General features: G+C 43.8%; 8 protein-coding genes. All 8 read left to right on the forward strand.

Annotated features, from left to right (window positions below; all coding sequences use genetic code 11):
* Nucleotides 1-3: 3 nt before the first annotated feature.
* The 8 genes from DDZ16_RS14895 (at nucleotide 4) to bglX (ending at nucleotide 15,885) form a co-directional block, all read left to right on the forward strand.
* Nucleotides 4-1,536, forward strand: a complete 1,533-nt coding sequence (locus DDZ16_RS14895; RefSeq protein WP_109265283.1) for a RagB/SusD family nutrient uptake outer membrane protein — start codon at nucleotides 4-6, stop codon at nucleotides 1,534-1,536.
* 12 nt (nucleotides 1,537-1,548) lie between these two features.
* Complete coding sequence (locus DDZ16_RS14900) at nucleotides 1,549-3,288, forward strand: LamG-like jellyroll fold domain-containing protein (RefSeq protein ID WP_109265284.1); 1,740 nt, start codon at nucleotides 1,549-1,551, stop codon at nucleotides 3,286-3,288.
* Nucleotides 3,289-3,443: 155 nt separating this feature from the next.
* Entirely contained in the window at nucleotides 3,444-5,417 is a 1,974-nt protein-coding gene (locus tag DDZ16_RS14905; RefSeq protein WP_109265285.1) for a glucoamylase family protein, read from the forward strand.
* 4 nt (nucleotides 5,418-5,421) lie between these two features.
* The gene (locus DDZ16_RS14910) at nucleotides 5,422-6,855 is read left to right on the forward strand and encodes a glucoamylase family protein (RefSeq protein ID WP_109265286.1); all 1,434 of its coding nucleotides are present in this window, start codon (nucleotides 5,422-5,424) and stop codon (nucleotides 6,853-6,855) included.
* 158 nt (nucleotides 6,856-7,013) lie between these two features.
* Nucleotides 7,014-9,209, forward strand: a complete 2,196-nt coding sequence (locus tag DDZ16_RS14915; RefSeq protein ID WP_109265287.1) for a glucoamylase family protein — start codon at nucleotides 7,014-7,016, stop codon at nucleotides 9,207-9,209.
* A 356-nt stretch (nucleotides 9,210-9,565) separates the two neighbouring features.
* Nucleotides 9,566-11,623, forward strand: a complete 2,058-nt coding sequence (locus DDZ16_RS14920) for a glycoside hydrolase family 172 protein (RefSeq protein ID WP_109265288.1) — start codon at nucleotides 9,566-9,568, stop codon at nucleotides 11,621-11,623.
* A 3-nt stretch (nucleotides 11,624-11,626) separates the two neighbouring features.
* A complete protein-coding gene (locus tag DDZ16_RS14925) occupies nucleotides 11,627-13,426 on the forward strand; it encodes a sulfatase family protein (RefSeq protein WP_109265289.1) in 1,800 nt (599 codons plus the stop codon).
* Nucleotides 13,427-13,557: 131 nt separating this feature from the next.
* Complete coding sequence (gene bglX / locus DDZ16_RS14930; RefSeq protein WP_109265290.1) at nucleotides 13,558-15,885, forward strand: beta-glucosidase BglX; 2,328 nt, start codon at nucleotides 13,558-13,560, stop codon at nucleotides 15,883-15,885.
* The last annotated feature ends 11 nt before the right edge of the window (nucleotides 15,886-15,896 follow it).

Here is a 15,896-nt window from a genome sequence, read left to right on the forward strand (position 1 = left end):
ATGATGAAAATAAATAAAATATATAAATACTGTACGCCAGTAATTGTAATTGGATTGGCAATGACCTTGCTTTTTGGCTGTACAGATAAGCTGGATGAGCCATTCGAGGATGAGGCGTTTACCAGTGATGTGGACTATTCTGAAGGAGAGAATATGATATTGCCTCTTCTGGGGGCTTATCAGGCATTGTATACCCGTGGCTGGGAAGAGCCCATTACTTTAGGTGTACGTGGTGATGATGTAAATGCAGCGGGTGACCAGGTCCCCATGCAGGAACAGGATAACTACACGTACTTGCCAAGTCATTGGAATCTGAATGCTTTATGGCAGGGCCATTACAATGATATTATTACCACTTTCACCGCTATGGAAGAGATTGAGAAATACCGTCCTGGAGCCGGTGATGATGCCCTGGCAGATCAATATCTTGCTGAATGTCGCGTGATTAGGGCTTATTTATATTTAAATCTTGCCCGATCATTCGGTGGCGTTATTGTGGTTGATCAATTGGATAATATTCAGAGTACACCTTTGAGCAACAAGGAAACCGTGATGCAATACATAGTGGATGAAATGTCCGCTGTAATTCCGGATTTACCTGGTGTGCATCCCAATAAACGAACGGATATAAAAGGGGGTATGACCCAATATACTGCCTATGCACTCCAGGCATTAGCTTATCAGGAGATGGAGGATTATCAGGGCGTAGCAGAGGCCACTTCTGCTATTATCAGTTCTGGAGAGTATGAGCTTTATGATGACTATTACCATCTTTTCAAGAAAGCCGGAAAGCTGAATAATGAAAATATCCTTGAGTTTCAATATTCCGACTTTAATCAGGGGGAAGGAGACCGTTTCGGCTTCTTGTTTGCACCTTATGGAATTGGAGGTTGGACCCCAGTTGTAACCGGAGCAGGAGCTGGCTGGGGATTCTATGAGCCTTCTCTGAAATACATCACTTTCATGCTCGACAGGGACGAAACAGTTCGTTTGGAAACAAGTGTTGCATTTACACCCGATGGAATCTCCGAACTTCAGAATGAATACGGGGCTATCCCTGAATGGATAAGTAATACCAACCGGGAAGGAGATATCTTTAACAACAATGCCCGTTTGAATTTTGGTAGTGCAAAGTTTATTCAGCCCTCTACTGAACTGATTCCTGGAAGAACAGCCCCGGGAAGTAATAAGAATTTAATTGTCATTCGTTATTCGGAGATGCTTTTAATGTATGCAGAGGCCCTGACAAGAGGGGCATCCAGTGGCATATCTTTGAGTGCAACAGATGCGGTTAATCTTGTTCGTTCAAGAGCTGGTTTGTCTGACCTGTCTAACGTGACAACCGAAAATGTGTTGGATGAAAAACTTGCAGAGTTGGCTACTGAGTGGGGGATTAGGTTTTATGACATGGTGCGCACCGAAAATACTTCTGGGCTGAGTTATGGTGGAAGAACCTTTACAATGGACGATGCCTATTTACCATTCCCGGCTGATCAGGTTTCTGAATTACCGCAATTGGAAGAAGGAATTCAATAAAAACTTATTGACATGAAAGCAATTAGTAAAATTATAGTTTTTGCATTTACACTTTTGTTGTTTAGTGCATGCGAGCAAGATTATATTGATGGAATTTCCAAAATGGATCCGGGGCCTGATGAATCGGCCCCTCAGGTGACTCTGAATTATCCCAGCGAGGGTACAAGAATTCAGGTAACAGAGCCAACCACGACGATAAATATTGACTTTGAGGTTACCGATGATATTGAGATTGGTACAGTTACTGTTTCTCTTGACGGTTCAGAAATTGCTTCTTTTAATGAGTTCAAGGACTATCGTCGCTTTTTGGAAGAAATATCCTATGAAGGTCTGGGTAATGGTGAACATACTCTTACTATTACAGCCAACGACCTTGAGGGGAAATCTACATCAGTTTCTGTAACATTTGAGAAAGTACCTCCTTACGAAGCCAAATTTGACGGAGAAATCTTCTACATGCCATTTAATGGTGATTTTATGGAATTGATGTCTCAGGAAATGGGAACGGTTGTTGGTTCTCCCGGCTTTGTAGATGAAGGTATTTCACTTCAGGCGTATGAAGGTGCTGCAGATTCATATGTGTCGTTCCCTGTTGACATTTTAAATACGGGCTCATTTACAGCAGCGTTCTGGTATAAAGTGAATCCGGATCCGGGTAACGCAGGTTTGTTTTCAATAAGCCCAAGCGGAGAGGACCGCACTAAAGGATTACGTTTCTTCCGTGAGGGGGATGCTACCGAGCAGAGATTCAAACTCAACGTTGGTACCGGTAGTAGCGAAATATGGAACGATGGTAATGTGTTAGATCCATCAGAGGACAAATGGGTACATATGGCCTTTACTGTTTCAGAAAATGCCACCATTATCTACTTCAATGGAGAACCTGTTCATTCAACCGATGGAGGAGTAATTGACTGGACAGGTTGTGAAGGCATTTCCATTGCTTCGGGAGCCCCCAATTTTACTTATTGGGGACATGGTGCCGATCAAAGCTTATATGATGAGTTGAGAATATTTAACAAAGCGCTTTCTCAGGAAGAATTGAAAGAAGTGATGGCCGATGAAGGTGAAGTTCCGCCTTATGAAGCCCAATATGAGGGTGAAACTTTTTATATGCCTTTTGATGGTAGTTATGAAGAGAAAATAACTGAAACCATGGCTTCTGAGGTTGGCAACCCTGGCTTTGCAGGAGAAAGTATTGAGGGGATCAATGCCTATGCCGGAGCTGTAGATTCATATTTAACTTATCCTACTGATGGTTTGACCTCCAATGAGTTCAGTGCAGCATTTTGGTATAAATGCAATCCTGATCCCACCAATGCCGGAATTTTAGTGGCTGGTCCTGAGGATACTGATAATCCGGATGCACAGAATGTTCGTACTTCTGGTTTCCGTTTTTTCAGGGAAGGAAATGCCACTGAAATGCGGTTTAAACTTAATGTGGGAACAGGAGATGGAGAGGCCTGGAACGATGGTGGTACCATTGATCCTTCTGTTGATGAATGGGTACATCTGGCTTTTACCATCTCTGAATCGAAAACTGCTGTTTATATCAATGGTGAATTAGCGCTGGAAGGAGATACTAATCCTATTGACTGGACGGGATGCGATATCATGTCCATCATGTCAGGATCTCCGCATTTCACAGGATGGAATCATCTTTATGACCTTAGTTATATGGATGAACTCTATCTTTTTAATAAGGCTCTTACTGCAGAACAAGTTGCTTCGCTAATGAACGACGGAATGTAAAAAAGCACAACTGATAAAACCTTCTATGCCCCACCGGGAAACCGGTGGGGCATAATTTACCATCTGTTATCAAACTGTTCTTGCTGACATCTATGCCATTCAACGATGAGTTTGTTTTATCCCTAATCGACACTTGAGTTCTAAATTATTATCCAATGCGATACTTCCCTTTTTTATTATTACTGGTTTTTGTGCTTTTTCAGGCATGTAAAGATGATGAGCCCGGGGCTGAAGAACAACCGGAACGGCTACAGGTTTCCTATGTTTATATAGGAGAACAATCACTTTCTGTTACTGGAGAAAACACAGGCATTTCAACCAACGAACCCATTGAAATCAGGTTCAATAACCCGGTTAATCTCAATTCTGCTGAGGATAATATCACACTTCTTAATTCTTCCGATCAGGAGATTAATTTGACCTTTTCTTCATTCGATCAGAATAAATTATTAAAGCTCAGTCATCCTCCATTGGCTGAAAGCAGTTCATATACCCTTACCATTTCAGGCTCTCTGGAAGGAGAAAGCAATGAAACCTTCGAAGGGCAGGTTTACAATTTCACCACATTTACCCCTCCGCTTGTTCTGGAAACCATTGAAATTGATGATACGGAAATTAACCCGGCCCAAAGAATAAAAGACATTGATAGAAATCCACGTATCGATTTTTATTTTAATTCTTCTATTACAGCCCAGGATCTTTCTGATTATTCCTCCCTTAGTAATAGTGGTGCTTCAGTTGGATACTCTTTAACTCAGGTCAACGAAAATACAATTTCACTTTCTGTAAATCAATTATTAGAAGATTACGAGAGGTTTCAATTTACGATCTCGTCAGATATAGAAAACCGCATAAACAAGCCTTTCGAAGGCCTGAATCTGGAATTCTATACCCAACTGGACTCTACGCCCAAATTTCCTCAAATCTCTGATGAGGAACTATTAACTAAGATACAACAGCAAACTTTTAAATATTTCTGGGATTTTGGTCATCCGGTAAGTGGCCTGGCCCGCGAGCGAGATTCATCCGGTGAAACAGTTACCATTGGCGGTTCCGGTTTTGGCGTGATGGCCATTATCGTGGGCATCGAACGAGGTTTTATATCCCGCGAAGAAGGAGTGACCCGGTTGAACAAAATTGTTGACTTTTTGGGAACGGCAGATCGTTTCCATGGGGTCTGGCCGCATTGGTTAAATGGAGCTAACGGGGACGTCACACCTTTCAGTACCTACGATGATGGTGGCGATTTGGTGGAGACCTCTTTTATGGCTGCCGGAATAATGGCTGCCCGTCAGTATTTAAAGGAAGCCACTCCTGGAGAAAGTACATTAATAGAAAAAATTAATGCATTGCTGGATGGCATCGAGTGGGACTGGTATACCCGTGGAGGACAGAATGTGCTTTACTGGCACTGGTCGCCCAATCATGGTTGGGAGATGGATATGCAAATTAAAGGCTACAATGAGGCCTTGATTACCTATATCATGGCGGCTTCATCCACGACTCATTCAATTCCTGCTGATGTCTACCATGAAGGATGGGCGCGTAACGGGGCCATGGTCAACGGAAATGAATACTACGATATCAATCTGCCCCTCGGACATCAATATGGCGGTCCGTTGTTCTTCACGCATTATTCTTTTATGGGAATCGATCCACGGAATCTCTCCGATCAATATGCTAATTACTGGGAGCAAAACCGGAATCATACACTCATCAACCGGGCACATTGCATTGAAAACCCAAATAATTATGTCAGCTACAGCGATGAGTGCTGGGGGCTCACAGCCAGTGACAATCATGAAGGGTACTCAGCCCATTCGCCTACCAACGATTTGGGGGTGATTACCCCAACCGCAGCTATATCCTCAATTCCATATACTCCTGAAGAATCAATGGATGCCATCCGCTTTTTCTATTATCAGCTGGGAGACCGGCTTTGGGGAGAGTATGGGTTTTACGACGCTTTAAATATTACAGAAGGTTGGACGGCAGATTCTTACCTGGCCATAGACCAGGGGCCAATCATTGTGATGATAGAAAATCACCGAACCGGTCTGATCTGGGACTTGCTCATGTCCAGTCCTGAGGTTCAGGCAGGTTTATCCAAATTAGGTTTTAATTATTAGTACCATGAAAACAAATTCTATAAGCTTTTTAAAACTGGCAGTTATTTTCGCTGCCTTTCTTTTATCCGCCTGTAATGCAGGACAAAAGAAGTCGGGTGCTTCATCAACCACAAATGCCACCGAACTTTCTGACGATTCGTTGCTCACCCTGGTTCAGTATCGCACCTTTCAGTATTTCTGGGAAGGTGCTGAGCCCAACTCAGGTCTGGCTCGTGAAAGACTGCATTTGGACGGTGATTACCCTCAGGATGATAAAAACATTGTCACCACCGGTGGCAGTGGTTTTGGTCTGATGGCCATTCTGGTTGGTGTTGAACGAGGATTCATTGCCAGGGAGGAAGCGCTTCAAAGATTTGAAAAAATCGTTGGTTTTCTGGAAACAGCCGATCGTTTTCATGGTGCCTGGCCACACTGGCTTAACGGGGAAACCGGAAAAGTAAAACCCTTCTCTAAGTACGATGATGGTGGGGATCTGGTAGAAACTGCTTTTCTGGTTCAAGGATTACTCGCCGTGAAACAATATTTTAAAGATGGCAATGAGGCTGAAAAACAATTGGCTGAAAGGATTGACCAATTGTGGCGCGAAGTGAAGTGGACCTGGTACACCAAAGGAGGAGAGAACATTCTTTACTGGCACTGGTCGCCCAAACACGAATGGAAAATGGACTTTGGCGTTACCGGTTACAATGAGTGTATGATTATGTACGTTCTGGCGGCTTCATCTCCTACACATCCCATCAGTCCTGAAGTTTATCACCAGGGATGGGCCATGAACGGAGAAATTGCCGTTGAGAATACCACATTTGGTCATACCTTAACATTAAAACACCATGTTGACCCACAAAAGGGCGGACCTTTGTTTTGGGCGCACTATTCCTGGCTGGGACTTGATCCCCGGGGGCTTTCTGATCAATATGGCAATTATTGGGACAACAATGTGGCTCATACTTTAATCAATCGTCAACACTGCGTGAATAACCCCAATAGCTACAAAGGTTACGGTGAAGATGCATGGGGTCTGACTTCCAGTTACAGCGTTCCAGGGGCAGCTGCCTTTGTGAGAGGCCAAACCGATGAGAAACCGGCCACCGGGAATTCCGGGCAGACAAGTTATGCCGGTCACCGTCCCTCTTTCGATCTGGGTGTAATTGCGCCCACCGCAGCTTTGTCTTCCATGCCTTACGCCCCGGAGAAAGTTATGCCGGTCATTCGTCACTTTTATGAAAACCTGGGTGATAGTATCTGGGGGCCCTATGGCTTTTACGATGCCTTCAGTGAAGAATATGAGTGGTATCCCAAACGCTATCTGGCCATTGATCAGGGGCCCATTCCGGTGATGATTGAGAATCATCGTACAGGCTTCATCTGGGATCTGTTTATGCAGGATGTGGATGTTCAGGAAGGACTTGATAAGTTGGGGTTTGAAATAGAAAAATAAATGTTGTAATTATCAACACTCCGTTAAAGTTTTTATAAGAACTCAAAGCGTAGCGATTTGCACAAAAATGCAAGTGTGCATCAACTCTCTGATAATAGAACTTTGCGTCATTGCGTCTCTGCGTTTAGGCATTTTTTTAACAGGCAATTGGTGTATCAATGAAAACACAAAAGATTTTCATAATGCTTTTGGGCATTGCAGCAGGCTGCTTCAATGCTTTTGCAAAAGAACCATCATACTATCAGGTATTTTTCGACAACAGTCTGATGGAGAAAAGCTGGTTTTACAGTGAATCTTCCTATGATGGAGAATCATTTGTGCTGAATGTTACGGGAAAGCTGCCTGTGGCGGAACAGCCTGTGTTTACTCCGGGAAACAGTCTGGAGTTGAAATACAAGTCAGCTCCCGGAGGTGATTGGAGCGCCCGGCTTAATTTTCCGAAAGTCCGTGGGCAAGATCACATTCAGCAGGGAGAAGCATTATCCATGAGGGTGTTTGTTGAGAGCCCAACGCTTGAATCAGAATTGCCTGAAGTGGCCATAACACTCAAGGATGGATCTTCTTCAGAGTTTTTGCCTTTTGCAGATTATCTCGACAATTTCCATCAGGGTGAATGGTTGCATTTGCAGATACCCCTGACAGATTTTGAAAAAAATGATGGACAATCTTTGGAATGGGACCATAGCAAGGAAATTGTTTCAATCGTGTTTCGCCAGGCATCTACTGATGGCAGGGATCACAGACTCTTTTTAGATCAGGTGGAATTGCTGCCTGAAATACCCGGCAATATCAATCTATCTGCTCCTGTTCTTACAAGTGCCAAAGGCTTTGACCGTCATGTTGATCTGAAATGGGAGCCTGTCAATGTGGATGAGGTTAAGTATGTGAAAATTTACCGGTCGGAAGATGGTGATAAATTCCTGCCTGTGGGTATTCAAAATCCAATGGCATCCAATCGATATGCCGATTTTACAGGCGTTCCTGATAAAACTTACTACTACAAAATCAGTTTGCTGGATGCCGATTATCAGGAAACGGATTTGTCGGAGGCAGTTGAAGTCAAAACTCATTCCATGAGTGATTCAGAGCTTATGGATATGGTGCAGGAAGCAGCTTTCAGGTATTATTGGGAAGGGGCAGAGCCCAACAGCGGTCTGGCACGTGAGAATATCCCCGGGCGTAAAGATATGATTGCCACCGGCGCTTCCGGTTTTGGACTGATGGCATTGGTGGTTGGTTCAGAGCGTGGGTTTATCTCCCGGGAAGAATTAATTGACAGATTGGATAAGATCACGACTTTTATTGAAAAAGGTGATCGCTTCCATGGGGCACTATCTCACTTTATGGATGGGCCTACAGGCAAAGTGGAGCCTTTCTTTGGAAAATACGACAATGGCGGTGACCTGGTAGAGACGTCTTTCTTTATGCAGGGATTATTGGTTGCCAGACAATATCTTTCTAAAGATAATGCCAGGGAGAAAGCTCTTCGGAAAAGGATGTCGGCCATATGGGAAGCGGTGGAATGGAACTGGTATAAACAATATGAGGATAGCCCCTTCCTTTATTGGCACTGGTCTCCCGATCATGCCTGGCATATCAATCATAAGTTGATTGGCTGGAACGAGACCATGATTACTTATTTTGTGGGTATTGCTTCTCCTTCATTCGGAATTGATCCCTCAATGTATTATTCAGGATGGGCCTCACAGGATTCCATTGCCCTGGCCTATCGTTCCAATTGGGGTAAAACCCCCGATGGCTCCGCTTATTCAAATGGAAATACCTACTACGGGGTAAATCTTGATGTGGGGGTGAGCAATGGCGGACCACTCTTTTTTATACACTACTCGTTCATGGGGTTAGATCCCCGCAAAATGGAGGATCAATACACCAATTATTTCAAAAACAATCAGGCCATTGCAAAAATCAATTATCGGTATTGCTGTCAGAATCCGGGTAATTATTACGGGTATGGACCACAATGTTGGGGACTTACGGCCAGCGACGGACCGTGGGGCTATAAAGCGCGAGAACCGATTCTGAGAATGGACGATGGAACCATTGCCCCAACCGGGGCGATTGCCTCATTCCCCTACCTGCCCGAGGAGTCTATGGAAGCTTTGAAGTTTTTCTACCGTGATTGTGGTCACTTTCTCTGGGGTGAGTATGGCTTCAGAGATGCCTTTAACCTCACAGAGGATTGGTGTGCCAATATATACATGGGGCTCAATCAGGCTCCCATGACCGTGATGATTGAGAATCATCGCACCGGGTTGATTTGGGATCTTTTTATGTCGGCACCTGAGGTTCAGGAAGGCCTGGAAGCTATAAAAAAAAGTGAAATGAGAAAGTAGGGGGAGGGCGGTGGATTGCGAGCCCAATTCAATTTTGGGGCATGTTTGATGAATGGAAATATAGGCTAACATACGCAAGGGCCCTGAAAGGGTCCAAATTGGATAACCCCGGGTGAAACCCGGGGGATTAACATCAGTACCAGGGGGGTCCCTGAAAGGGGCCAATTATTTAACTGGTTTAATGATAGTTTGTTCCGGTTTTTTGCATAGAAATAAATTCTGATTCCACCTGTCAGAAAATTAATTCAAAAGAATAAGGGTGAAATAGTGAAGTAAAATTTATACAGCAATGAAAACATACGATCGTTTAAAATCACTTTTGAAAAACGAACAGAAGGATTAAAATCAAACTAAAAATGAAGAGGTATCTGATCATTGCGGTTTTAGTTGCTTTAACTTCCTGTGCCAATAACAACAGGGAGTTGAGCTACTCTGACGTGGTACACAGAATGGTCGACTTTCAAAGACTTGCCCAACTTCCTGAAAAAGGTGAAGAGAGTGGTATGTTCTCCAGTCATGACCGGAAAAGTAAGTACAACCATCTGTCCGGAACCTACCATAACTGGTCCGCCAATGATGACGGACTGACGCCTCAATTTATCCGTAAAAAGGGGGATGATATGGTATTGGCCGAAATGGATGGTCCAGGGGCCATTGTCAGAATTTGGTCCGCCAACCCGGGAAAAGGGCATGTGAAGGTTTTTATCGATGGACAGAAAGAACCTCTTATTGATATGCCTTTCAGGGATTATTTTAATACTTCAAAGTTAACGGCCTTCGGGTATTCTAACCTCGTTTATGAAACCAATGCCAGAGGGTTTAATAACTATGTGCCCATTACTTTTCAGGAATCGATAAGAATTGTGGCTGAACCTGAATGGGGACAGTACTATCATTTCAATTATATCACATTTCCTGACAAAACGGAAGTGGAAGTGTTTAAAAAGAATCTTTCAGATGAAGCCAAAGAAGCGCTTCAAAGAGTGAATCAGTATTTTGAAAACGATCTTGGAGAACGCCCTTCTGAAAGCAGCGCGTCTCTGTTGAGGGAAGAAACCGTTGTGCTTCAGCCTGAGGAAAAACAAAGTTTGGTTATTGAAGGCAAGCGTGCCATTTCTGCCTTTAATGTTGAAATGAAAAATATTCCCGATTCTTTGATGGAAGAGGTTTTAAGAAAAACTATTCTCAGTGTTACCTGGGACAATAATGATGACCCGGCAATCTGGTCTCCGCTGGGCGATTTCTTTGGATCGGCACCCGGCTATAATCACTATAAAACCTTGCCCATGGGCATGACAGAAGAGGGTATGTATTCGTTCTGGTACATGCCTTTTGAATCTCTAGCCATTATTGAATTTCAGAACCATTCGGGTGTTCCGGTGGAACTTGATATTTCGTTAAAGCATGAGGACAATCCTTTCAAAAAAAACAATTATGGACATTTTCATGCCAAATGGCACCGCGATATTATGCCGGTAGAGGAAGAGCGCTGGCCCGACTGGACTGTTTTAAAAACCCACGGTGAAGGGCGCTTTGTTGGCATGTTCCTGTCTGTCTGGAACCCCAAAGGGGGCCATTGTGTGCAATATGGAGGTGAAGGCCAGCACTGGTGGGGAGAAGGCGATGAAAAGTTCTTTGTGGATGGCGAAGATTTCCCTTCCACCTTTGGTACGGGTACAGAAGATTACTTTGGTTATGCATGGTGTGTGCCCAATTTGTTCCAGCACGCTTATCATTCTCAGAACTATACTGAGGATAACATGGGACATCAATCTTTAAACCGGTGGCAGATTATTGACAATGTTCCCTTTCAGGAGTCTTTTGAAGCCTACATGGAGAAATATTTCCCCAATAAGTGGCCTACTCAATATGCAACGGTCGCTTACTGGTATCTTGACAGTAAAGGAGAAGATCTGATTGGGCCGACTCCGGTTGACCAGCTATATGGTTATGAAACTCCTTATGATGTCTACAAAGCCAAGAATGCCGTGGACGGAGAGGAAATGAAGATCCTGAAAAACACCGGAGGCTGGGCTTCTAATGATGTTTTCGTAAAAGAAACGCTCTACGGCAAGGTAAGCGGGCATAAGGCGCTGATCTGGTTTGGCAGGGAAAAAGATGAAAGTGTTCTGAAAACCGGATTTAACTTTCCCCACAGTGGACAATATTCTGTATCGGTCAATAAGGTGCAAACCAAAGACGGTGGCCGTTTTTCTTTTTATCTGAATGACCGGCTTTTAAATGATGCCGTGAGTTTCAGGTCTGCCAAAGATCAAACTCCCCAGATAGAAAATCTTGGAATTGTTAACCTGAATGAGGGTGAGCAGGAACTGAAAATCAAATGGGATAGTGTTTCTTCTTCAGGAAAAAGGATGATGATTGATTATTTGAAGTTTGAACCTGTAAACAAATAAAAAATGATTGAAAGGATATTCTTCTTCTTCGTGTCTTTGATTGGAGTTTCTGCTGGGATTGATCTACATGCTACCGGAACTTTTGATAATAACTCATCACCCAATGTCATTATCATTTTTACCGATGATCTGGGATACGGGGATCTTTCCTGCTATGGACATCCCACCATTCGCACTCCCCGGCTAGATAAGATGGCCGATGAGGGGATGCGGTTCACTCAGTTTTATGTGGCCGCACCAGTTTGTACACCCAGTAGAGCAGGGTTGCTGACAGGCAGATACCCTGTTCGTACCGGATTGGTTCAGGGCATAATGAAGGGGCGTGTTTTGTTTCCCAACAACGATAATGGCTTGCCTCATGAGGAGGTCACCATAGCAGAAGTTCTGAAACAAAGGGATTATACAACCAAAGCAGTTGGTAAGTGGCATTTAGGTCATCTGCCTGAATACCTGCCCATGGCACAGGGATTTGATGGATACTACGGAATTCCTTATTCGAATGATATGGACTATGTTCCTGCTAAAGATGGAAAACAGGGATACTGGAATGTGCCGTTGATGCGCAATGAAGAAATTATTGAGCGACCGGCAGATCAACATACTCTTACAGAACGATATACCGAAGAAGCTGTTAAGTTTATCCGGGAGAATAAGGATCGGCCCTTCTTTCTTTACCTGGCGCATAGCATGCCTCATATTCCATTGTTTGCATCAAAAGATTTTGAAGGCATCAGCAGGCGGGGTTTATATGGTGATGTGCTTGAGGAGATTGACTGGAGTGCTGGTGAGGTTCTTAAAACCCTGGAGGAGCTTGGGCTGGATGAAAACACTTTGGTAATCTTCACCAGCGACAATGGCCCATGGCTGGTACAAAAGGAAAATGGGGGATCAGCAGGCTTACTTCGAGAAGGCAAAGGAACCAGTTGGGAGGGAGGTCACAGGGTGCCCATGATTGCCAGGTGGCCGGAGCATATCCCGGAAGGAGTGGTTAACGAAAATGTGGCCACCACCCTGGATTTACTGCCTACCATTGCCAGTTTGGCTGATGTTTCTTTGCCTGAAAAGTTATTAGACGGAGAAAACATCCTGCCTTTGCTTAAAGGCAATAAAGTATCCAGTCATGACCCCTTTATGTTTTATCGGGGAAACCTGGTATTTGCAGTCCGAATGGGAAAATGGAAGGCACATTATATTACTCAAACGTCTTACCCAAGTGGTCCGCTGAATTATCACAATCCACCTCTTCTTTATGATCTGGAACACGATCCTTCTGAAAAAATAAACCTGGCAAAAGGTCATCCTGAAATAATCGAAAAAATTACAGCATTGAAGGAAGCCCATGAGAAAACGGTGAGAACCATCCGAACCCCTGAAATTGAGGCTGAAAACTTAATGGATAAATCCATGGTTACAGGGGGACGCCTAAGGATTCAGGAAATGCCGTCAAAGAAAAAACAATGGGGAAACAACGCCCAGCTATGGTGGGTGGAAGCCCGTCCCGGAGACCGGTTGAACCTTCCTCTGGAATTGAAACAATCCGGTTCTTATGAATTAATAGGATTCTTCACCCGTGCGGGAGATTATGGCATCATCAGGTTGCATGTAAACGGCAAGCCGGTTGGTCCTTTGGTTGATGGATACAACAATGGCATTGAACCTACCGGGCCGGTGAAATTTGATAATGTGGAGCTAAAGAAAGGAATCAATAAACTGGTGATAGAACTGATTGGAAAAGATTCCAGGTCTGCGGGGTATTCCGATGGTTATTTGGTAGGAATTGATGGATTTACTTTGAAGAAGTGAATGCTTTCCTGAGGACTTAATAATCCCTGTCAGTCCATATTAGCATGCACCTGAATAGTTGTTCTTTTTAGGTAATTGTAGATGTTTAATAATTAGCAACTAAAATAGTAAAACGATAAAAAAATATAATTATGAAAAAAGTGAAGTTGTCGATAGTAATATTGGGCTTTGTTTTGGTCCTTGTCTCATGTGGAAAGGTTGAAGGTCAGGGCAGTGCTACCCAATGGCAGAGCTACAGTGGGGATCAGGTTGTAGAAAGAAAAGTGGATTCGCTATTGAACCTGATGACCCTGGAGGAAAAGATCGGACAGATGAATCAGTATTCCGGGAACTTTGCCACAACTGGCGAGGTGGCAGATACAAAATCCGGAGAATATCTAAAGAAAGGAATGATTGGGAGTACTTTTAATGTATTTGGGGCCGATCATCTTCGAATGTTGCAGGAACAAAATCTCAAACACTCCAGATTAAAAATACCAATGCTATTTGCTGCTGATGTAATCCACGGTTTGGAGACGACTTTTCCAATTCCTTTGGCTGAGGCCTGTTCGTGGGATCTTGAGTTGATGAAAAAGAGTGCGCGTATTGCAGCAGAAGAAGCTACTGCATCGGGAGTCGCCTGGAACTTTGCACCAATGATTGACATTGCCCGCGATCCCCGTTGGGGAAGAGTGATGGAAGGTGCCGGAGAGGATGTCTATTACGGAACTCAGGTGGCTCGTGCTCGTGTGAGAGGTTTTCAGGGAATTGAAGACTATACTGACCTTGCCAAACCCAATACCATGATGGCATGCGCCAAACACTTTGTAGGATATGGTGCAGCCCAGGCCGGAAGGGATTATCATTCGGTGGATATGTCGGATCGTACGCTTCATGAAATCTATTTACCTCCATTTAAAGCAGCCGTAGATGAGGGAGTAGCATCCTTTATGACTTCTTTTAATGATTTGAATGGAGTCCCCTGTACAGGAAACCAATATCTTTTTCAGGAAATACTGCGTGACCGGTGGAATTTTGGCGGAATGGTGCTTACCGATTATACGGCTATCATGGAAATGGTACCTCATGGTTTTGCCCGCGATTTGAAGCATGCTTCCGAGTTGGCCATTGATGCCGGAATCGACATGGATATGATAAGTGAGGGGTTTGTTACACACCTGAAATCGTTGGTGGAAGAAGGAAAGGTTTCTGAAGCGCAGATCGATGTGGCTGTTTCCCGTATTCTTGAAATGAAGTTCTTACTTGGTTTATTTGATGATCCTTACAGATATTGCGATGCAGAGCGTGAGAAGGAAGTGGTCATGAATCCCGAACACCTTAAGGTGGCCAGGGAAGCAGCTCAGCGTTCTATCGTCTTGTTAAAGAATGAATACAGTGTTCTTCCTTTAAAGAAAGAAGAAACCAAGCGGGTTGCACTTATAGGACCTTTTGTGAAAGAAAGAGAAAGTCTTAACGGAGAATGGGCCATTAAAGGAGATCGCAGCAAGTCTGTTACGCTTATGGAAGGTCTGGAAGAGAAATATGAAGACTCAGGGGTCACCTTTACTTATGCACAGGGTACCCCATTACCTGTTATTGACCGTTCAACACAAAAAGTATCTACAACTGAGGTTCCTGATAAAAGCGGGTTTGCAAAGGCGGTTGAGATTGCTGAAAATAGCGATGTGATTCTGGTAGCCATGGGAGAAAAGTTTCATTGGTCGGGTGAAGCAGCCAGTCGTACAGATATCACTCTTCCCGGCAATCAGCGGGAGTTGCTTAAAGAATTGAAAAAGACCGGAAAACCCATTGTGCTCGTGTTGTTTAATGGTCGTCCTTTAGACCTCTCATGGGAAGAAAAAAATGTAGATGCCATTGTGGAAGCATGGTTCCCCGGAATAATGGCCGGCCATGCTGTGGCTGATGTTTTATCAGGAGATTATAATCCTTCAGGCAAGTTAGTGATGACTTTCCCGCGCAATGTTGGTCAAATTCCTATTTTTTACAATGTGAAAAATACCGGACGTCCTTTTGATGAAAACAATCCCACAGACTATAAATCTTTTTACATTGATAGTCCTAATACCCCCTTGTATCCCTTTGGATATGGCTTGAGCTATACCTCCTTTGAGTATGCCAATGCCAAAATCAGTTCTGATCAATTGGAGCGAGGTGGCAGCATTACTGCTTCAGTGGAGGTTACCAATACCGGGGATATGGACGGAGAAGAGGTTGTGCAGTTGTATATCCACGATAAGGTAGGAACAGTAGTACGCCCGGTTAAAGAGCTCAAAGGCTTTAAAAAGATAAACCTCAAAAAAGGGGAAACCAAAACCGTTGAGTTTACCATCGACGAAGAAACTCTGAAGATGTACAACATCGATATGGAATGGGTGGCTGAAACAGGAGAGTTTGAAGCATGGCTGGCAGCCAGTTCATCAGATGAATCTAACCATCTTGAGTTTTCATTGGTTGAGTAATCAAAAAAGAA

Source organism: Marinilabilia rubra, assembly GCF_003121985.1.
In the GTDB taxonomy this organism is placed as follows: Bacteria; Bacteroidota; Bacteroidia; order Bacteroidales; family Marinilabiliaceae; genus Marinilabilia; species Marinilabilia rubra.

Bases quoted from the DNA above. Each gene is read 5' to 3' on its own strand.
- bglX (WP_109265290.1), top strand. From the start codon at position 13,558: ATGAAAAAAGTGAAGTTGTCGATAGTAATATTGGGCTTTGTTTTGGTC.
- DDZ16_RS14900 (WP_109265284.1), top strand. From the start codon at position 1,549: ATGAAAGCAATTAGTAAAATTATAGTTTTTGCATTTACACTTTTGTTG.
- DDZ16_RS14915 (WP_109265287.1), top strand. From the start codon at position 7,014: ATGAAAACACAAAAGATTTTCATAATGCTTTTGGGCATTGCAGCAGGC.
- DDZ16_RS14905 (WP_109265285.1), top strand. From the start codon at position 3,444: ATGCGATACTTCCCTTTTTTATTATTACTGGTTTTTGTGCTTTTTCAG.
- DDZ16_RS14895 (WP_109265283.1), top strand. From the start codon at position 4: ATGAAAATAAATAAAATATATAAATACTGTACGCCAGTAATTGTAATT.
- DDZ16_RS14925 (WP_109265289.1), top strand. From the start codon at position 11,627: ATGATTGAAAGGATATTCTTCTTCTTCGTGTCTTTGATTGGAGTTTCT.
- DDZ16_RS14920 (WP_109265288.1), top strand. From the start codon at position 9,566: ATGAAGAGGTATCTGATCATTGCGGTTTTAGTTGCTTTAACTTCCTGT.
- DDZ16_RS14910 (WP_109265286.1), top strand. From the start codon at position 5,422: ATGAAAACAAATTCTATAAGCTTTTTAAAACTGGCAGTTATTTTCGCT.